We start from the raw sequence: 17,993 nt of genomic DNA on the forward strand, positions 1-17,993 counted from the left end.
CATTCAGCCGCCGCCGATCCCTTCGATAATGCGTCCGCTGCCGCCGCAGTTGGGGCATTGCTTGCCGTCCGGCGTCTTGCCGGAGCCGCTGCAGACGGGGCAGATGCCTTCACCGCTGCCGGGTGTTCCCGGCGCCGCTTCGTCGCCGGGATTGAGGGGCTGCTGGGTGGCTGCTTGGTTCATGGCTGCGATCCTCCTCGCTGCAGACTGCCATGTGCAACAGATTTCGTCTGTTGCTTGGCTAACGGAGCGCAATCGGCATTACAATGCCTGCATCACCCGACTGGAGAATGCGCCATGGCCACGCTGATCCGACACCGAAAGACCCGCATCATCACGCTTGATGCCGGCGATGACTTGCACGAGCATTGCAAACCAAAGGACATTGCCCTGGTTCCCGACCCGGCGGGATGGTGGACCTACTTCATCGGCGAGGACGGCTCGGTCGAACGCTACGACATCCCCTTCGCTACCTACAACGAGGCGCTGTGGTCGGCCAAGGCTGCCGCAGAATTCGACGCGCAATAAGCCCGAGAACCTATGCCCGACACCTCCATCCTGGTAATCGAAGACGACGAACATATCGGCCAAATCCTGACCTTCATCCTGCAGCGGCAAGGCTACCAGACCACTCTTGCCGCCGATGGCCTGGCGGCGCGCAAGGCCATCGTCTCAAGCCCGACGCCACCTTCGCTGGTGCTGCTGGACGTAATGCTTCCCTATATCGACGGTTTCGAACTGGTGCACATCATTCGCCAGCGCGAAGGCTGGACCGAAGTGCCGATCGTGATGCTGACCGCCAAGCATACCGAAAAAGACATTGTGCGTGCGCTCGACGCGGGGGCCAACGATTATGTCGTCAAGCCCTTCCAGCCGAATGAATTGCTGGCGCGCGTGCGGCGCCACCTGAAGGATCAGCAATGAAGTTCGCCATCCTCCCTGCACTGGCTTGCGCTGCCTTGCCGGCTGCCGCCCAGACCACCATCGGAATCAGCCACGGGATTGACAACCTGAGCGGGCCGGCATCGAACTGGCATGAGACTTCGCTGGCCGTGCGCCACCAGCTTGCGCCTCGGCTGGGCTTTGGCGCAGGCGTCACCCGCATCGAGCGCTTCGGCATCAGCGAAACCCAGTTCGGCGCCGGCACCGACATGCCGCTGTCCGACAGCCTGACCGCCTCGGTTGACGGCAACGCCAGCAGCGAGCACCATATCCTGGCGCGCCACGCCCTGGGCGCGACCTTGCAGTACGAGTTTGCCAAAGGCTGGCTGGTGCATGGCGGAGGGCGCAGCAGCAGCTACAACGATGTGCACGTCAACCAGAGCCTGCTGATGCTGGAACGCTATGTCGGCAATTACAGCTTTTCCGGCGCATGGCGCGCGGCGCGCGCCTTCGGTACGACAGCGCACAGCGGCGAGCTGCGCGGCAGCTATTACTACAGCGACCGCAGCACGGTCGGATTGTCTTTTGCAGTGGGCAAGGAAGCAGCAAATATCGCCGGTACCACGCGCCTGACCAGCGTGCAGTCGGCCGCCCTGGTGGGGCGGCACTGGTTTGACCAGCGTTGGGCCGTTACTTATGCCCTGGCATCTACGCGCCAGGGCGACTTCTACGTGCGCAACGGGGTCAATCTTGGATTACAGGCTGCCTTCTGATGTCTACCTCCAGGTCGCATTCTGGACCGGTGCCGGCGCGCTGGCGTTGACCGTACTGGTCGGGCTGCAGATCATCTGGCTGCGCCTGTCGATGCGCCGCATGCAGCGCCGCGAGCAGGAGCTCACCCTGAAATGGCGCCCTTTGCTGAATGCCGCCATTGCGGGCGAACCGGTGGGCAACCTGCCCGAACTGCCCCAGCGCGACGGCCTGCTGTTCATGAAGCTGTGGCTGCATTTGCAGCAGGCGGTGCGCGGCGAAGCAAGCGAAGGCCTGAACGGCATTGCGCGCCGCCTGGGTTGCGACGAACAGGCGAGAGGGTTGCTGGCGGGCGGCAACCGAGCCGAGAGGCTGCTGGCGATCCTGGCGCTCGGGCATATGCGCGACAAGGAATCCTGGGCGGCGCTGGCCCGTACCGCGCACAGCGCCGACAGTGCTTCCTCTGTTCACGCACTGTGGGCCATGGTGCAAACCGATGCCGCGCGGGCGGCGCATGAAATGGCGCCATTGCTGTTGCGGCGCGACGACTGGCCGCTGTCCCAGTTGGCCAACATCCTGCAAAATGCGCGCGCCGAATGGCAGCCGGTGCTGGCGGAGGCCCTGGCGCGCGTGACGCCGACCGAGCTGCCGCAAGCGCTGCGCCTGGTGGCAGCCTTGCGCATGCACCTGCCGCAGGCCCAGTTGCGCGGCTACCTCGCCAGCAAAGAACAGGAAGTCGTGCTGGCCGCGTTGCGCATGGCGCATGTGCCCGGCGTGGTGGACGAAGTGCGCCGGCACCTGGCCAGCGAAGATTGGCGCGTGCGCCTGCAGGCAGTCCGTGCGCTGGGTGAAATGGGGGACCGCAGCGACGTGGCGCGTTTCCGGTCCTTGCTGTCGGATCCGCAGTGGTGGGTACGCTATCGCGCGGCGCAGGCCCTGCTGGCATTACCCTTCCTGACAAGGGAGGAGCTGGCCGAATTGCGCAATGCCGGCGACCGCTACGCAGCCGACATGATTGCGCAGGTGACGGCGGAACAGGAGGCCGCATGACGCCCAATCCGCTTTTCATCCAGATTATCTCGATCAGCGTGCTGGTGTACTTCGTGCTGCTGAACGTCGGCTACCTGATGCTGAATTTCCTGGCGATGTATGCGCTGCGCCGGCGTTCGCAGGAAGCGATCCTGGACGACCTGCCGCAGGTATATTCGGCGCTGGAGCCGCCGATCAGTATGATCGTGCCGGCCTATAACGAGGAAGCAACCATCGTCACCTCGATCCGCTCGATGCTGCAGCTTTCCTATTCGGAAATGGAAGTCGTTGTGATCAATGACGGCTCCACCGACCGCACCCTGCAGGTCATGATCGACGAATTCGGCCTGGTGCCTTTCCCGGAGGCTTATCGCATCCAGCTTGAGACCAGGCCGGTGCTTGGCATCTACCGTTCCACGCGCTTCCCGAACCTGCGCGTGGTGGACAAGGTCAATGGCGGCAAGGCCGATTCGACCAATGCCGGCATCAATGCGGCGCGCTATCCGCTGTTCTGCTGCGTCGACGCAGATTCGATCCTGCAGCGCGACAGCCTGCAGCGGCTGGTGCGCCCGTTCCTCGGCGACCCGCTCATGGTGGCGACCGGCGGCACGGTGCGCATTGCCAACGGCTGCGAAGTGCGCGGCGGCTTCCTGACCCGCGTCGGCATGCCGAAAAATCCGTGGGCGCTGTTCCAGGTGGTCGAGTATCTGCGCGCCTTCATGTTCGGCCGCATGGGCTGGTCGGTGATCAACGGCATGCTGATCATCTCCGGCGCTTTCGGCCTGTTCCGCAAGGACACGGTGGTGGCCGTCGGCGGCTACAACCCGAAGGCGATTGGCGAAGACATGGAACTGGTGGTGCGCATGCACCGCAAGCTGCGCGCCCGCGGCGTGCCGTACAAGATCGAATTCGTGCCCGACCCGGTGTGCTGGACGGAAGCGCCGGAAGACCGCAAGCAGCTGCGCAACCAGCGCATCCGCTGGTCGCGCGGCCTGTCGGAGAGCCTTACCACCAACTGGGGCCTGATGTTCAGCCGCCATGGCGGCGTGGCGGGCTGGCTGGCTTTCCCGTTCTTCGTGCTGTTCGAGTGGCTGGGGCCCTTCGTCGAGCTGTTCGGCTATATCTTCATGGCGGTCGCCTCGTGGCAGGGCTGGGTGTCCTGGGAATCGTTCGGGATCTTCCTGTTCCTCGCGATCGGGCTGGGGATCCTCGTGTCGGCCTTCGGCCTGCTGCTGGAGGAAATTTCCTTCCACCTTTATCCGCGCCCCAGCCATCTGCTGATCCTGGCGGCAGTCGTCGTCGCCGAGAACTTCGGCTACCGGCAGATCAACAGCTGGTGGCGGCTGGTCGGCTTGTACAAATGGGCGATCCGCGAGGAGGCCAGGTGGGGCGTGATGACCCGCAAGGCCGACTGGCAGCGCGACATCAGTTAAAGGGCGGGCAGGGTCACATGGAAGGTCGTGCCGCGGCCTTCTTCCGTGTCGAAGCCTATGGTGCCGCCATGCTGTTCTGCGATGGCACGGCAGATCGCCAGCCCCAGGCCGGTGCCGCCTTTCAGGCGCGAGTCGGAACTGTCGGCCTGGGCGAATTTTGCGAAGACGCGCGCCTGGAATGCTTCCGGAATCCCCGGGCCGTTGTCGCTGACCGCTAGCCTGATACCTGCCGGCACTTGACTGCAGGCCAGGGTCACGGAATTGTATTGGGGCGAATACTTGATGGCGTTGGACAGCAGGTTGACCAGCAACTGCACCAGGCGGTCATGGTCGCCGCGCACGCGCAAGCCGCGACCGCTGCCCGCACGTTCCAGCGCTACCGGGCGCTGGGCCGCGCTGCCGCGCACCGCGTCGATGGCTTCGTCCAGCAGTGTTGCGATCTCCAGTTCGTCGCTGCGAAATGCCATCTTGCCGGCTTCGATTTTCTCGATATCGAGGATGTCGTTCACCAGGCGCACCAGGCGTTCGCTGCTCTGGTAAGCGATATTGACCAGGTGCTGCACGTCCGGCGGCAGTTCGCCGGCGCCGCCGTCGACCAACATGGACAGCGAGGCGCGGATCGACGTCATCGGCGTGCGCAGCTCGTGCGAAACGGTGGCGATGAACTCGTTCTTCATCTCTTCCACCTGGCGGCGTTCCGAGATATCGTGCAGGAAGACGCAGAACAGGCCGTTGGCCGGGCGGCTGATGCTGGCCTCCACGGTCAGCTCATCGCCGTTGCGCCGGATCAGGGTGCGTTGCACATGGCGGCCGAAAGCGGGCGCCTCACTGCCGCCGGCGGCCGCCAGCGCGGCCTCCTGTTGCGCACGGAAACGCTGCGGCACCATCAGGTCGATATAGCTCTTGCCTACAGCTTCCTCGCGCGACCAGCCGAACATGTGCTGGGCGGCGGGGTTCCAGTCGGTGATATGGCCGTCCGGACCGACAGCGATGAAGGCATCCTGGGCGGTTTCGATAATGGCGGCGATGCGCTGCATGGCATCGCGCAACTGGCTGGTGCGGGCGCTGACGCGGCCTTCCAGGTTGGAGACCAGGGAATTGAGGGTGCGCGACAGCGCCTGCACCTCGGCGTAGGGGGCGAGCAGCGGCAATTCGGCGGCCGCGCCGCGGCGGATATGGTCGGCTGCGTCGGCCAGTTCGCTCAATGGACGCGCAATGCGGCGGGCAAGAGGGAAGGCGAGCAGCGGGAACAGGGCTGCCATCGCCACGCCCAGCCACAGGGCGCGTTTCTGCAAGGCCCGTACCGGCGCCCAGGCAGTGTTGACAGTCTGGCGCACCAGCACCGTCCAGCCCAGGCCCGGATAGGCAGCGTGGCCGCGCGTGCGCGCATAGCCGACCAGATATTCGACGCCATCGGACCAGCGTTCCACCAGGTAGCCGTTACCCTGGCTTGGCGGCGGCAGGCTCCTGCCCAGCAAGTCCGGTGGCCCCAGCAAGACCGTGCCCCGCCGGTCGACGATGAGGGCCTGCACTTGGCGGTGTGCGCTTGCCGGTTCAATCACCGAGCGTTCAAGTTCGCGCGCCCATTGCCATGACAGGTGGGCGCCCAGGATGCCGCTGCCGTCGGCCAGCGGGAAGGCCAGGTCGACGAAGCGCTGTGTTTGCGAATCGGGTGCCGGCAACAGCTTGGCCAGCATGACGGCATCGTGCACGTCGCCGACGAAGGTCCCGGCCTGGGCGTTGCGGTACCAGGGGCGTTCACTGACGTCGATATTTTCCAGCAGGGAGCCGGTGGCGGCCAGCACGCGGCCGCTGCGGCCGGTGACGCCGATCCAGGCATAGTGGGGGTAGCTGTGCTGGTGCTGCTCCAGGGTGGCGCGGCGCGCCGCTGGCGCCGCGGCGGCGCCCATGTCGGGACGCTGCGCCAGCAACTGCACCTCGCGGTAGCGCTCGAACATATTGCGATCCAGCTTGTCGGCGGCTTGCTGCGCCAGGTCGGACAGGGCGCTGCCAATATCGGCCTTGACCTGGTTGCCGGCCGTGCGTGCGATGACGGCGGCCAATATCGCTCCCATGGCGATTGCCAGCGCGCAGAAAGCGACGGCAAGGTAGGTGCCGATTCCCGCCTTGGCGCGCGCGCGTTTCATGCGACGCGATTGGCCGGGCGGCCCGCAATGAAGGCTTCTATATTGTCGATCAGCTGGTCGGCCAGGCCCTGCATGGCCTGGCCGCTGGCCCAGGCGGAATGGGGCGTGAGCAGGAAATTCGGCAGGCGCAGGCGCAGCAGCGGATTGTCGGGCACCGGCGGCTCTTTCGTCAGCACGTCAAACCCGGCGCCGGCGATCACGCCACGCTGCAGGGCATCGGCCAGCGCTGCTTCGTCCACCAGGCCGCCGCGCGCGGTATTGACCAGGATGGCGCTGGGCTTCATCCGTTCCAGTTCGGCCGCGCCGATGATATTGCGGGTGGCATCGGTCAGCGGCGCGTGCAGGCTCAATACGTCGGATGTCTCCAGCAGTACGTCCCAGCTCACGTTGCGCACGTTCGGGTCGTCGGCCGGGGTGCGGGTATGCACGACCACTTCCATGCCGAAGGCGCGGCCAAGGTGCGCGACTTGCTTGCCCAGGTCACCGTAGCCCAGCAAGCCCAGGCGGCTGCCGTGCAGGTCGCGGATGGGATGATGGAACAGGCAGAAGCGCGGCGATTTCTCCCACAGGCCCGCTTCGACGTCGGCGCGGTAGGCCAGCAACTGGCGGCGCAGCGCCAGGATCAGGGCGAAGGCATGTTCCGGCACCGAGGCATGGGCGTAGCCCTGAATATTCGACACCACGATGCCGCGCTCGCGCGCCGCCGCCAGGTCGATGATGTCGGTGCCGGTGGCCGCCACCGCGATCATTTTGAGGCCGGGCAGGGCGGCCAGCGCTTCGGCTCGTAGCGGCACCTTGTTGGTGATGGCGATGGTGGCGCCACGCAGGCGTTCGATCGCCTCTGCGGCCGTGGAAGCGGGATGTTCGGCCCATTCGTGGGCAAACGATGGACGCCGGATGTCGGCAATGATGCTGTCGCGGTCCAGGAAAACGAGTCGTTCGGTCATACAGTCAGCTCCACAGGGAGGGAAGCGGCCAAAGGACGCAGCCGCATTTGGGGATGGCTGGCCATCAGGTCCGCCACCCATTCAACGAACACCCGCACCTTGGCCGACAGGTGACGGTTTTGCGGGTACACCACGTGGATCGGCAGGGGATCGGTGACCCAGTCCTCCAGCACGCGCACCAGGCGGCCGTCCCTGCCGTGGCTCCCCAGTTGTACATCCGTCATCATGATGATGCCCAGGCCCGCCAGCCCGGCTTGCAGGTAGGCGTTCGAATCGTTCAGTGCCACCACGCCCGGCAGCATCATTTCAATGCGCTCGCCGTCGCGCGTGTAGTCCCAGTTGTATATTTTGCCAGTCTTGGACGAGAAATAGTTCACGCAACGGTGCCGTTCCAGGTCGCGCGGGTGGGTGGGCGTGCCGAAGCGCTCCAGGTAGGAGGGCGCCGCGCAGGTCACAAAATTGAGCAGGCCGACGCGTCGCGCAATCAGGGTGGAATCGGCCAACTGGCCACCCCGCACTGCACAATCGACGCCTTCCTCGATCAAATCGACCGGACGGTCGCTGCAACCGAGTTCCAGCTGGATATCGGGGTATTGTTCAAAGAAGGAGGGCAGGGATGGCACCAGGATTTCGTTCGCGAGCCCGGTCGGCGCGTCGACCCGCAGCCGGCCGCTCGGGCTCAGTCGGGTGCGCGACAGCGACTCCTCGGCATCCTTCACGTCGGCCAGGATGCGCAGGCATCTTTCGTAGTAGGCAGCACCGTCGGCGGTGACGGAAACGTGGCGCGTGGTCCGGTGCAGCAGCTTGACCGACAGCGCCGATTCGAGGCTGGCCACCAGGGTGGAAACGGTCGCCTTGGGCAGCTGCAGGGTTTCCGAGGCGCGCGTGAAGCCTCCGGCGTCGACCACCTGTACGAACACTTCCATTGCTTGGAGCTTATTCATGAGTCCACCTTCATTGTTCGAGATTCTGAACAATCAATTCAACATTAATGTATTTTTCTTATTCTAGTGGAAGTTTATTATTACCGTATTGCAGCATGAAAAAGCCCTTGACCCTCCCGCGGTGGGAAAGTTTAAAGTGGCTTTCGGTAACACAGGAAAGGAGCAGTCATGAGTAACCGGGATGGATTCTTTGCAATGGTATCGCTGGCGCTGGGCGCGATCGCCCTGGCAGGCGTCCTGTATACCGACGAATACTCGTACGGCGCGCAAGTCGGCTTTGGCGCGGCGCCGGCGCGCACCTTGCTGGCTTCGGCCAGCTCGGAGGCGAAAGAATGACGGCGCAGGCGCCGGCGGACCTGAAGATCCGCGAACTCGAAGTGCGCGGGGCCCAGGGGCCGCTCGCCGCACGCCTGTACCTGGCCGGGAATTCGTCCGCCAAGCGCGATGCGCTGATCGTTTTCTTCCACGGTGGCGGCTTTGTAGCCGGCGACCTGGAGGAGGCGGACGAATTCCTGCGCCACCTGGTCGCGTGCAATCCTGGCCACGTGATCCTGGCCACTAATTACACCCTGGCCACCGTCAGCCCGTTTCCGGCAGCGGTGGAAGATGCCCACGCCGTGCTGGCCTGGGCCAAGAAGAACAAGGCCAAGCTGGCCTGGAGCGGCAAGCAGCTGCTGACCGCCGGCATCGAGGCAGGCGCCAACCTGGCAGCCGTGTCGGCGCTGATGGCGCGCGACCGCGGCGGCCCGGCCCTGGCAGGGCAGATCCTGATCATGCCGATGCTCGATCCCGGCCTGTCCACCTGTTCGATGCGCGAGCTGCCGAACTGTCCGGACCAGATGAAGGTAGCAAATAACTGTGCCGCCGCCTATCGCGGCTACCTGCCGAATGCCGCCGACCGCGCCCACCCTTACGCGTCGCCGCTGCAATCGAGCCGATTGAAGAATTTGCCGCCGGCCCTGATCCTGTCGGCCGAGGACGACCCCTTACGGGATGAAGCAGAACAATACGGGGCGAAACTGATCGCCTGCGGAGTAAAGACAACAGTCAGACGCATGCCACCGGCGCCATTGCAGGAGCCGGGAGCCAGGAATGAATGCGCGTGCAGGGGCTTTGCACTGAAAGAGATGGCCAGTTTTATCGGCGCCATCGACGGGACGGAAACACCCGCAGTGTAAGGCTGTATCAATAAAACAGAAGTTCAGAAAAAAGTGCCTGCGAGGCACATGGGCCCCTTTTTGCTCAAATTTCCCACTAATTTTCACCCCCAAGAGGTTAACAATGAAAAAGATGAATCAAATGTCCACTCTTGTGCGGCCGCTGGTTGCCGCATTGGCGATGGGCGGGCTGGCGGCGGCCATCCTGTCCGGTTGCAGCGCCAATAGCAAGCCGGCCGAAAGCCAGGGCCCTGCAGCGGGCGGTCCGCCGGTTTCGGCAGCCGTCGTCGTGCAGAAGTCCGTCGCCGAAACCCAGGAATTCTCCGGCCGCCTGGAAGCCATCGACCACGTGGAGATCCGTCCACGCGTCAGCGGCTTCATCACCGCGGTGAACTTCAAGCCTGGCAGCGAGGTGAAAAAAGGGGACGTGCTGTTCGTGATCGATCCGCGTCCATTCCAGGCTGAAGCCAGCCGCGCCGACGCCGCAGCCAATTCGGCCAAGGCCAAGGCCGACCTGGCCAAGCTGGAGCTGGCCCGTGCCGAAAAGCTGCTGGCCGATAAAGCGATCGCCCAGCGCGAATTCGACGAACGCGCTTCGGCATTGAAGGAGCTGGACGCAACCGCCCGCGCCGCCGCTTCGGCCGCCGAAGCAGCGCGCCTGAACCTGTCCTACACCCAGGTGACGTCGCCGATCAACGGCCGCGTGTCGAAGGCGGAGATCACCCTCGGCAACCTGGTAGACCAGAGCGCCGTGCTGACCAGCGTGGTTTCGCTGGACAAGATCTACGCCAGCTTCGACGGCGACGAAGACACTTTCCTGCGCGTCGGCGGCCAGGCCTACAAGGGCCAGCCGGTGACCGTGAAGGTCGGCCTGGCCAACGAAGCTGGCTTCCCGCATGAGGGCAAGCTGGAATTCGTCGACAACCAGCTCGATACCCGCACCGGCTCCGTGCGCATGCGCGCCACCTTCGACAACAAGGACCGCGCGCTGGTGCCCGGCCTGTTCGCCCGCGTCCAGCTGGACGGCGGCACCGCCACCCAGCAAACGGTGCTGATCAACGATCGCGCCGTCAGCACCGACCAGGATCGCAAGTTCGTCTACGTGGTCGGCGCCGGCAACAAGGCGGAATACCGCCCTGTGGTGCTGGGTCCGAACGTCGACGGCCTGCGCGTGGTACGCAACGGCCTGAAAGCAGGCGAAAAGATCGTCGTCAACGGCCTGCAGCGCGTGCGCCCTGGTGCGCCGATCACGCCGCAAATGGTCGACATGACCTTTGACCCGATGGCAGCAGAAAAAGTGGCCGCCGCCGATGCCAAGAAAACCAAGGAATAATCCATGAATTTTTCACGCTTCTTTGTCGATAAACCGATCTTCGCGGCGGTTCTATCGATCATTGTCTTCGTAGCGGGCTTGATCTCGATCTTCAAGCTGCCCGTCTCCGAATACCCGGAAGTGGTGCCGCCATCCGTCGTGGTGCGCGCCGTCTACCCGGGCGCGAACCCGAAAGTGATTGCGGAAACCGTCGCCGCTCCGCTCGAAGAGCAGATCAACGGTGTCGAGAACATGCTGTACATGTCCTCGCAAAACACCTCCGATGGCGCGCTGATGCTGACCGTGACCTTCAAGATCGGCACCGACGTCGACAAGGCTGAAACCGCGGTGCAGAACCGTGTGCAGCGCGCCTTGCCGCGCCTGCCGGAAGAGGTGCGCCAGATCGGCGTGACTACGGTGAAGTCTTCGCCGAATCTGACGATGGTGGTCCACCTGCTGTCGCCGAACGGCCGCTACGACGACCTGTACCTGCGCAACTACGGCGTGCTGAACGTAAAAGACCAGCTGGCCCGTATTCCAGGCATGGGCGACGTGCAGATCTTCGGTGCCGGCGACTACGCCATGCGCGTCTGGCTCGACCCGCAGAAGGTCGCAGGCCGCAACATGACCGCGTCCGACGTGGTCGATGCGATCCGCGAGCAGAACGTGCAGGTGGCTGCCGGTGTGGTGGGCGCTGCGCCTTCCAAGTCGGCCGACTTCCAGCTGACCGTCAACACCCAGGGCCGTTTGAGCTCCGTCGAGGAATTTGGCGACATCATCGTCAAGACCAATGAAGACGGCGCGCTGACCCGCCTGAAGGACGTGGCCCGTATTGAAATGGGCTCGAACAGCTACTCGCTGCGTTCGCTGCTGAACAACCATTCCGCAGTGGGCCTGGGTATCTTCGAAGCACCTAACAGCAATGCGCTGGAGTTGTCCGCCAACGTGCGCGCCAAGATGGAGGAACTGAAGAAGGACTTCCCTGAAGGCGTGGCCTACGACATCGTGTACGACCCGACCCAGTTCGTGCGCGAGTCGATCAAGTCCGTGATCCACACCCTGCTGGAAGCAGTGGCACTGGTGGTGATCGTGGTGATCATCTTCCTGCAGACCTGGCGCGCATCGATCATTCCGCTGCTGGCGGTGCCTGTATCGATCGTCGGCACCTTCGCGGTGATGATTGGCTTCGGCTTCTCGATCAATACGCTGTCGCTGTTCGGCCTTGTGCTGGCCATCGGTATCGTGGTCGACGATGCGATCGTGGTGGTGGAGAACGTCGAGCGGAATATCGCCAACGGCCTGTCGGCCCGCGATGCGACCATCCAGGCCATGAAGGAAGTGTCGGGCCCGATTATCGCTATCGCCCTGGTGCTGTGCGCCGTGTTCGTGCCGATCGCCTTCGTGTCCGGCCTGACCGGCCAGTTCTACCGCCAGTTCGCGCTGACCATCGCCATTTCGACCGTCATTTCGGCACTGTGCTCGCTGACCCTGGCGCCGGCCCTGTCGGCATCGCTGCTGCGTCCTCACGATGCACCGAAAGACGCGCTGACCCGCGTGATGGACAAGATCTTCGGCCGCTTCTTCGCCTGGTTCAACCGCTTCTTCAACCGCGCTTCGCACAGCTATGAAACCGGCGTGCAAGGCGTCCTGAAGCGCAAATCCGCCTCCATCGTGGTGTACCTGGTGCTGGCTGCCGCCGCAGGCATCATGTTCAAGGTCGTGCCTAGCGGCTTCGTGCCGGGCCAGGACAAGCAATACCTGGTGGGCTTCGCCCAATTGCCTGACGCCGCATCGCTGGAACGCACCGAGCAGGTGATCCGCAAGATGTCCGACATCGCCAAGGAAATCCCGGGCGTGGATGCTTCGGTTGCCTTCCCGGGCCTGTCGATCAACGGCTTCACCAACGCGCCGAACGCCGGTATCGTATTCACCACGCTGAAGCCATTCCACGAGCGTACCGACCCGTCGCAATCGGGTGCGGCCATCGCAGCGGAGATCAACAAGCGCATGGGCGCCGTGCAGGACGCGTTCGTGATGGTGTTCCCGCCGCCGCCAGTCAACGGCCTGGGTACTACCGGCGGCTTCAAGATGATGATCGAAGACCGCAACAACGCAGGCTACGACGCGCTGTACAAGACCGTGCAGGAAATCCAGATGAAGGCATGGGGCGACAAGCGCCTGGCCGGTGTGTTCTCCAGCTTCCAGATCAATGTGCCGCAGCTGTTCGCGGACATCGACCGCGCCAAGGCCAAGCAACTGGGCGTGCCGCTGCAGACCATCTACCAGACCTTGCAGATCAACCTTGGCTCGCTGTACGTGAACGACTTCAACCAGTTTGGCCGCACCTATCAGGTGCGCGTGCAGGCTGATGCCCCGTTCCGTTCGCAAGCCGAGCAGATCGCGCAGCTGAAAGTCCGCAACAGCAAAGGCGAGATGATCCCCCTGTCGTCGCTGATGCGCGTGAAAGACAGCTACGGCCCTGACCGCGTGGAGCGCTACAACGCCTACGTATCGGCCGAGATCAATGGTGCCCCGGCTCCAGGCTTCTCGTCCGGCCAGGCCCAGGCTGCGCTGGAAGAAATCACCAAGGCGACCCTGCCGAAAGGCATGGGCTATGAATGGACCGAGCTGACCTACCAGGAAATCCTGGCCGGTAACACCATGATCTACGTGTTCCCGCTGTGCGTGCTGCTGGTGTTCCTGGTGCTGGCTGCCCAGTACGAATCGTGGACCCTGCCGCTGGCCGTGATCCTGATCGTGCCGATGTCGATCCTGTGCGCCCTGATCGGCGTCAAGCTGACCGGCGGCGACAACAACGTGTTCACGCAGATTGCCTTGTTCGTGCTGGTCGGGTTGGCGTCGAAGAACGCGATCCTGATCGTGGAGTTTGCGCGGGAACTGGAAGACCATGGCCGCACCATCCTGGAAGCGGCGCTGGAAGCCTGCCGCCTGCGTCTGCGCCCGATCCTGATGACGTCGATCGCCTTCATCATGGGTGTGGTACCGCTGGTGTTCTCGGTTGGTGCAGGTGCTGAAATGCGTCATGCAATGGGTGTGGCGGTGTTCGCCGGCATGCTGGGCGTGACCTTCTTCGGCCTGTTCCTGACGCCCGTGTTCTACGTCCTGCTGCGCACCCTGGCCAAGCGCCTTGAGAAGAAATCCCCGGCAGCCGACGCTGCCCCGCAACTGGAAGGGACCCACTAATATGAAAAATATGATTGCCAAGGGCGTCGCCCCGCTGCTGGCAGCGCTGCTGCTGACGGCATGCGCCGCGCCTGAATTCAAGCAACCGCAAGTCGACACCCCGGCCGCCTTCAAGGAGCCGCAGGTGATGACTGCCGAAGACGGCACCAGCTGGAAGCCTGCCCAGAACGCCGAGCGCCAGCCGCGCGGCGAGTGGTGGCTGGCCTTCAGCGACCCGGCCCTGAATGAGCTGATCGCCGAAGCGACCCGCAACAACGCCAACCTGGCCGTGGCGGCCGCCCGCGTCAAGCAGGCACGCGCCATCGCCGGCATCGCCGAAGCGGACCGCATTCCGCAAATCGGCGTGGGCGTTGGCGCCCAGCGTGCCCGCAATTCGGCGTTGTCGCTCGGCGTGCCGGCTAGTACCGACATTGCGCCGCAGACCACTTACAACGCGAACCTGACGGCGAGCTATGAAGTGGACCTGTTCGGCCGCGTATCGAGCAATGTGGCCGCGGCCCGTGGCGACGCCGCGCAGGTGGAAGCGAATTACCGCTCCGTCCTGCTGTCGCTACAAGCCGACGTGGCACAGACCTATTTCCGCCTGCGCGCCACGGACGCCGAATTGGCGACTGTGGAGCAGACGGTCCGTTTGCGCGAAGAGAGTGTGAAAGTCAACCAGCGTCGTTTCGACCTGGGCGACATCGGTGAGTTCGACCTCTCCCGCGCCAAGACCGAGTTGTCGACCACCCGCTCGGAAGCGATCGGCCTGCAACGCCGTCGCGCCACCACCGAGCATGCGCTGGCAGTCCTGCTGGGCAAGCCGGCGGCAGCCTACACGGCGGGCAACAGCCCGCTGCTGGATTCGACGCTGCTGCCTGCGATCCCGACCGGCGTGCCGTCCGCGCTGCTGGAACGCCGTCCCGACATCGCCGCCGCACAGAAGGCGATGGAAGCGTCGAACGCCCGCATTGGCGTCGCGCGTTCGGCCATGTTCCCGGCGCTGAACATCACCGCCAATGGCGGCGGCGCTGCCGGCCACTTCAGCGACGTGTTCAAGTGGAGCAGCCGCTCGTGGGTGCTGGGCGCCTTGCTGTCGATGCCGTTGATCGACGGCGGCCGTAACAGCAACAACGTCAAGCGCAGCGAAGCAGCGCTGGAAGAATCGGTTGCGGGCTACCGCCAGACGGTGTTGGGCGCTTTCGCCGAGGTGGAAGACAACCTGGCCGGCCTGCGCATCCTGGGCGGCCAGACTGCGCAGATCGACGAAGCCCTGGTCTCGGCCCGCCGTTCGGCCGACCTGGCGCAGAAGCTGTACGACGCCGGCCGTTCCAGCTACCTGGACCTGCTGGACGCACAGCGCAACCTGGCAGCCGTCGAACGCAGCGCAGTCCAACTGCGCGGCGACCGCGCGGTGACGACCGTAGCCTTGATCCGTTCCCTGGGCGGCGACTGGAACTAAACAATATCGATCAGCCCTTAACGGCGCTCCGCATACGCGGGCGCCGTTTTTTTTATCAAAGTGGAAGGCAGGCGAGGGCGATCAGAGGTTCTTCTTAGTTCTTAATCTGAATGGTATTGATTGACTTCTGGTTCCCGAAACCACAATTTCCATTACCTTGTTGGTCATGCCAGATCAGCACAGTTTTGCCTTGGGCTTGGGCCGCCAGAAAGCCAGCGAGCAATTCCTTGTAAAGGGGGGACTCTTTGATGATGACGAATTGAGTGCCCGACCAGTCAGCGGTGCATCCGGCAGGCGCTGGCGTGACCTCTATGTGAGCGCCATAGCCCCCGACGATGACCGATTTAATAGTGAACGGACCTTCCGTGGTGGATGCCGATGCGACTGGGGCGATAGCGGTTGCGCAGAGTGCAGAAAGAATGGCGGTGCGGCCGACGGCTTTGAATCGAGTGATATGCATTTTCGAGTCGTGTGAGGTTGACAATCAGTGCTTTTGAATAAGAAGTCTTGTTGCGCTGACAACGTGGAAGGCAAGAGGATACAGGCTTTTCTGGGCAAATTCCACCCATTGACCGAAAATCGGAAGACCTTGTCGTGTCAGCGCAAATTCCGGGTAAGGCGTCATTGGTGAGCAGCAATGCGTCGGTCTTTGCGGCCGGCGCCGGCAAAGTATAATTTGCTGCTTTGGCCTGCTATCCGTTCAAATGCCGTTACTGCATAAAGCGACAATCACGTTGTTCACCATTTTTGTCGTCATCTGGTCCTACCTCGCCTTTTTCCCCGAGCCAGCATTGAATAAACCCGCGCTTGGTCACGATGCAAAAGCCTTCGTGACGCGGTCGCTGGAGAATTTCTGTGCCGGCCTTTACACCGATGGCATCTGTCCAAAAGTCTCAATTGCCGGCAAACAGCGATGGGTGGCAAGTACGTATCTTGGCGGCTCGGATATCCCGACGCAACAGACGGATACCATCCTGCTTGGGCAAGGGTGGCAGAAGGTACCGGCCGACTACGAACGGACAGCCGTGTTCTGCAAACAGGGTTACTCGGCCCGCTATACCTATATGGAGGGCTATGTGGGCACCTTGTACTTCGCGGCCGGCAGCCACAACTGCGAAAAACTGACCCGAACTAACTAGCGCGGCGCACTGTTGAATGGCACGCTTGCAAATCGGCCCGGATCAACCTATGATTGCGACAAATGTCACACAAAGGCTAATATGGTCGCAAGTAGTCTGTTAAGCAGTATTCCTGGCATCCGGCACGGTTTCGGCAGTGCCTCCGTACTCGTTCCGCTTGAACTGCTACCCGTATGGGATTCAAGGCCGACCAAGCGCCAGGTACACGGCACCCGCATCGCAGCGATTCACGAGCCGCTGCAACAGGCCGGTGAAGCCGATGGCTTCCATACGGCGGCGCTCAGCCTCCCTGTCAGCATCATCACCGCCGATTGCATCCCGTTGCTACTGGCGCGCCGTGATGGATCGCAGATCGCGGCAGTCCATGCCGGTTGGCGAGGCCTGTACGACGGCATCATTCCCGCAGCACTCGCCGCGATAGGGGACGGCGCTCCTGTCGTAGCTGCTGTCGGTCCGACGATTTGCGCATCCTGCTACGAGATAAGTGAAGAACTGGCAGAGGATTTCGCGCAGCGCTTTGCCGCATTGCCGCGCGACGTCGTGTTGCCAGCGTACCGCCACCTTGATCTACGCGCCATCGCAGAACACCAGTTGCGCACCTCCGGCGTTGAAGAAATCGAACATGTCGGCGGGTGCACCTGCTGCGCCCGCGATGCCGCCGGCGAACACATTTACCGCAGCTACCGGCGTGGCGACCGTGGGTCGCAAATGCACTCCGGCCTGTACATCACCACCAAAGGAGAAAAATGAAGGTCATCGCATCCCTCATCCTGGCCGCTTTCGCGACCGTCGCCAATGCACAAGACCGTGACTGGAGTGCGCCGCAGAAGCCGTTCACCATCTACGGCAACACTCACTACGTTGGCACCGCTGGCATCAGCGCCATCCTGGTGACGTCGCCGCAAGGACATATCCTTGTCGATGGCACCACCGCCCAAGGCGCCGAAGTCGTCGCAGCCAATATCCGTACGCTGGGCTACAAGCTGGAGGACGTAAAGTACATCCTCAGTTCTCATTCGCATGAGGATCACGCAGGCGGCATCTCCGCGCTACAAAAGATGACTGGTGCCGCCGTGCTGGCTGGTAGCGCCAACGTCGACGCCATACGCACCGGCGTCTCGCCGAAAATTGACCCGCAGTTCGGCAGCCTGTCGAACTTCGCCGGCTCCGCAAAAGTGCGCGGCGTCGCCGATGGCGATGTAGTCAAGCTTGGCCCACTTGCCGTCACCGCCCACAGCACTCCCGGCCACACGGCAGGCGGAACCAGCTGGAGTTGGCAGTCCTGCGAAGCAGGGCAGTGCAAGAACGTGGTGTTTGCCGACAGCGTAACTGCCGTCTCGGCCGACAACTACCGCTTCACCGATCACCCTGAAGTCGTCGCCCAACTGCGCGGCAGTTTCACCACCATCGAAGGCCTGGCATGCGACATCGCTATCGCCGCGCATCCCGAAGTAAACGACTTGTGGGGGCGCCAACAGCGCGCAGCGAAAGAAGGCAACGGCGCCTACGTTGACGCAAAAGGCTGCCGCATCATCGTTGAAGCGGCCCGCAAGCGCTTGGAGAATCGCCTGGCGAGCGAAATGAACTGATTGAGTCGCGGCGCGCTCG

18 protein-coding genes are annotated in these 17,993 nt (G+C 63.3%); 13 read left to right on the forward strand and 5 right to left on the reverse strand.

The genetic code is table 11. The features are described 5' to 3' along the window. Positions 1–3 precede the first annotated feature (3 nt). Positions 4–183 carry a hypothetical protein gene (locus tag ACN9MY_RS14870; RefSeq protein ID WP_426171769.1) on the reverse strand — a complete coding sequence of 60 codons (180 nt, stop codon included), beginning with the start codon at positions 181–183 and terminating at the stop codon, positions 4–6. 114 nt (positions 184–297) lie between these two features. Between ACN9MY_RS14870 and ACN9MY_RS14875 the strand changes: the two genes are divergently transcribed. Genes ACN9MY_RS14875 through ACN9MY_RS14895 form a run of 5 tightly spaced genes read left to right on the forward strand, consistent with a single transcriptional unit; the run spans position 298 to position 4,094 of the window. Beyond that, positions 298–528 carry a hypothetical protein gene (locus tag ACN9MY_RS14875; RefSeq protein WP_426171771.1) on the forward strand — a complete coding sequence of 77 codons (231 nt, stop codon included), beginning with the start codon at positions 298–300 and terminating at the stop codon, positions 526–528. Between the two features lie 12 nt (positions 529–540). Next, a complete protein-coding gene (locus tag ACN9MY_RS14880) occupies positions 541–924 on the forward strand; it encodes a response regulator transcription factor (protein ID WP_426171772.1) in 384 nt (127 codons plus the stop codon). Then, positions 921–1,655 carry a YaiO family outer membrane beta-barrel protein gene (locus ACN9MY_RS14885; protein ID WP_426337560.1) on the forward strand — a complete coding sequence of 245 codons (735 nt, stop codon included), beginning with the start codon at positions 921–923 and terminating at the stop codon, positions 1,653–1,655. Before ACN9MY_RS14880 ends, ACN9MY_RS14885 begins: the two co-directional genes overlap by 4 nt. Then, complete coding sequence (locus tag ACN9MY_RS14890; RefSeq protein WP_426171775.1) at positions 1,633–2,682, forward strand: HEAT repeat domain-containing protein; 1,050 nt, start codon at positions 1,633–1,635, stop codon at positions 2,680–2,682. The genes ACN9MY_RS14885 and ACN9MY_RS14890 overlap by 23 nt, the downstream gene beginning before the upstream one ends. Beyond that, positions 2,679–4,094: a glycosyltransferase family 2 protein gene (locus ACN9MY_RS14895; protein ID WP_426337561.1), complete on the forward strand. Its 1,416-nt coding sequence runs from the start codon at positions 2,679–2,681 to the stop codon at positions 4,092–4,094. The genes ACN9MY_RS14890 and ACN9MY_RS14895 overlap by 4 nt, the downstream gene beginning before the upstream one ends. Here the strand turns inward: ACN9MY_RS14895 and ACN9MY_RS14900 are convergent. From ACN9MY_RS14900 to ACN9MY_RS14910, 3 genes are read right to left on the reverse strand one after another with little or no spacing between them, the layout of a single operon-like run. Further along, entirely contained in the window at positions 4,091–6,241 is a 2,151-nt protein-coding gene (locus ACN9MY_RS14900) for an ATP-binding protein (RefSeq protein WP_426323338.1), read from the reverse strand. The two genes, ACN9MY_RS14895 and ACN9MY_RS14900, sit on opposite strands and share 4 nt — an antisense overlap. After that, entirely contained in the window at positions 6,238–7,188 is a 951-nt protein-coding gene (locus tag ACN9MY_RS14905; protein ID WP_426337562.1) for a D-2-hydroxyacid dehydrogenase, read from the reverse strand. The genes ACN9MY_RS14900 and ACN9MY_RS14905 overlap by 4 nt, the downstream gene beginning before the upstream one ends. After that, entirely contained in the window at positions 7,185–8,132 is a 948-nt protein-coding gene (locus ACN9MY_RS14910; RefSeq protein ID WP_426171781.1) for a LysR substrate-binding domain-containing protein, read from the reverse strand. The genes ACN9MY_RS14905 and ACN9MY_RS14910 overlap by 4 nt, the downstream gene beginning before the upstream one ends. Before the next feature lie 168 nt (positions 8,133–8,300). Between ACN9MY_RS14910 and ACN9MY_RS14915 the strand changes: the two genes are divergently transcribed. The 5 genes from ACN9MY_RS14915 (at position 8,301) to ACN9MY_RS14935 (ending at position 15,246) form a co-directional block, all read left to right on the forward strand. Then, entirely contained in the window at positions 8,301–8,468 is a 168-nt protein-coding gene (locus ACN9MY_RS14915; protein ID WP_426171783.1) for a hypothetical protein, read from the forward strand. Next, positions 8,465–9,310 carry an alpha/beta hydrolase gene (locus ACN9MY_RS14920; RefSeq protein ID WP_426337563.1) on the forward strand — a complete coding sequence of 282 codons (846 nt, stop codon included), beginning with the start codon at positions 8,465–8,467 and terminating at the stop codon, positions 9,308–9,310. The genes ACN9MY_RS14915 and ACN9MY_RS14920 overlap by 4 nt, the downstream gene beginning before the upstream one ends. Before the next feature lie 103 nt (positions 9,311–9,413). Beyond that, the gene (locus ACN9MY_RS14925; RefSeq protein ID WP_426171786.1) at positions 9,414–10,622 is read left to right on the forward strand and encodes an efflux RND transporter periplasmic adaptor subunit; all 1,209 of its coding nucleotides are present in this window, start codon (positions 9,414–9,416) and stop codon (positions 10,620–10,622) included. A 3-nt stretch (positions 10,623–10,625) separates the two neighbouring features. After that, the gene (locus ACN9MY_RS14930; protein WP_426171788.1) at positions 10,626–13,805 is read left to right on the forward strand and encodes an efflux RND transporter permease subunit; all 3,180 of its coding nucleotides are present in this window, start codon (positions 10,626–10,628) and stop codon (positions 13,803–13,805) included. A 1-nt stretch (position 13,806) separates the two neighbouring features. After that, entirely contained in the window at positions 13,807–15,246 is a 1,440-nt protein-coding gene (locus ACN9MY_RS14935) for an efflux transporter outer membrane subunit (protein WP_426337564.1), read from the forward strand. Positions 15,247–15,340: 94 nt separating this feature from the next. On the opposite strand, the gene ACN9MY_RS14940 is transcribed toward ACN9MY_RS14935, so the two are convergent. Beyond that, positions 15,341–15,706 carry a hypothetical protein gene (locus ACN9MY_RS14940; protein WP_426337565.1) on the reverse strand — a complete coding sequence of 122 codons (366 nt, stop codon included), beginning with the start codon at positions 15,704–15,706 and terminating at the stop codon, positions 15,341–15,343. A 244-nt stretch (positions 15,707–15,950) separates the two neighbouring features. Between ACN9MY_RS14940 and ACN9MY_RS14945 the strand changes: the two genes are divergently transcribed. The 3 genes from ACN9MY_RS14945 (at position 15,951) to blaSMB (ending at position 17,974) form a co-directional block, all read left to right on the forward strand. Next, positions 15,951–16,385 (forward strand): hypothetical protein, encoded by a 435-nt coding sequence (locus ACN9MY_RS14945; RefSeq protein WP_426323349.1) that lies wholly within the window; start codon positions 15,951–15,953, stop codon positions 16,383–16,385. An 81-nt stretch (positions 16,386–16,466) separates the two neighbouring features. Further along, positions 16,467–17,135, forward strand: a complete 669-nt coding sequence (locus ACN9MY_RS14950) for a polyphenol oxidase family protein (RefSeq protein WP_426337566.1) — start codon at positions 16,467–16,469, stop codon at positions 17,133–17,135. Continuing rightward, the gene (gene blaSMB / locus ACN9MY_RS14955; RefSeq protein ID WP_426323353.1) at positions 17,132–17,974 is read left to right on the forward strand and encodes an SMB-1 family subclass B3 metallo-beta-lactamase; all 843 of its coding nucleotides are present in this window, start codon (positions 17,132–17,134) and stop codon (positions 17,972–17,974) included. The genes ACN9MY_RS14950 and blaSMB overlap by 4 nt, the downstream gene beginning before the upstream one ends. Positions 17,975–17,993 lie beyond the last annotated feature (19 nt).

Source organism: Pseudoduganella sp. R-31, from assembly GCF_049913235.1.
Lineage (GTDB): Bacteria > Pseudomonadota > Gammaproteobacteria > Burkholderiales > Burkholderiaceae_D > Rugamonas.

What these genes read in the sequence shown, in the direction of transcription:
- ACN9MY_RS14870 (WP_426171769.1), bottom strand. Translation starts at nt 183, where the DNA reads ATGAACCAAGCAGCCACCCAGCAGCCCCTCAATCCCGGCGACGAAGCG.
- ACN9MY_RS14875 (WP_426171771.1), top strand. Translation starts at nt 298, where the DNA reads ATGGCCACGCTGATCCGACACCGAAAGACCCGCATCATCACGCTTGAT.
- ACN9MY_RS14880 (WP_426171772.1), top strand. Translation starts at nt 541, where the DNA reads ATGCCCGACACCTCCATCCTGGTAATCGAAGACGACGAACATATCGGC.
- ACN9MY_RS14885 (WP_426337560.1), top strand. Translation starts at nt 921, where the DNA reads ATGAAGTTCGCCATCCTCCCTGCACTGGCTTGCGCTGCCTTGCCGGCT.
- ACN9MY_RS14895 (WP_426337561.1), top strand. Translation starts at nt 2,679, where the DNA reads ATGACGCCCAATCCGCTTTTCATCCAGATTATCTCGATCAGCGTGCTG.
- ACN9MY_RS14900 (WP_426323338.1), bottom strand. Translation starts at nt 6,241, where the DNA reads ATGAAACGCGCGCGCGCCAAGGCGGGAATCGGCACCTACCTTGCCGTC.
- ACN9MY_RS14905 (WP_426337562.1), bottom strand. Translation starts at nt 7,188, where the DNA reads ATGACCGAACGACTCGTTTTCCTGGACCGCGACAGCATCATTGCCGAC.
- ACN9MY_RS14910 (WP_426171781.1), bottom strand. Translation starts at nt 8,132, where the DNA reads ATGAATAAGCTCCAAGCAATGGAAGTGTTCGTACAGGTGGTCGACGCC.
- ACN9MY_RS14915 (WP_426171783.1), top strand. Translation starts at nt 8,301, where the DNA reads ATGAGTAACCGGGATGGATTCTTTGCAATGGTATCGCTGGCGCTGGGC.
- ACN9MY_RS14920 (WP_426337563.1), top strand. Translation starts at nt 8,465, where the DNA reads ATGACGGCGCAGGCGCCGGCGGACCTGAAGATCCGCGAACTCGAAGTG.
- ACN9MY_RS14925 (WP_426171786.1), top strand. Translation starts at nt 9,414, where the DNA reads ATGAAAAAGATGAATCAAATGTCCACTCTTGTGCGGCCGCTGGTTGCC.
- ACN9MY_RS14930 (WP_426171788.1), top strand. Translation starts at nt 10,626, where the DNA reads ATGAATTTTTCACGCTTCTTTGTCGATAAACCGATCTTCGCGGCGGTT.
- ACN9MY_RS14935 (WP_426337564.1), top strand. Translation starts at nt 13,807, where the DNA reads ATGAAAAATATGATTGCCAAGGGCGTCGCCCCGCTGCTGGCAGCGCTG.
- ACN9MY_RS14940 (WP_426337565.1), bottom strand. Translation starts at nt 15,706, where the DNA reads ATGCATATCACTCGATTCAAAGCCGTCGGCCGCACCGCCATTCTTTCT.
- ACN9MY_RS14945 (WP_426323349.1), top strand. Translation starts at nt 15,951, where the DNA reads ATGCCGTTACTGCATAAAGCGACAATCACGTTGTTCACCATTTTTGTC.
- ACN9MY_RS14950 (WP_426337566.1), top strand. Translation starts at nt 16,467, where the DNA reads ATGGTCGCAAGTAGTCTGTTAAGCAGTATTCCTGGCATCCGGCACGGT.
- blaSMB (WP_426323353.1), top strand. Translation starts at nt 17,132, where the DNA reads ATGAAGGTCATCGCATCCCTCATCCTGGCCGCTTTCGCGACCGTCGCC.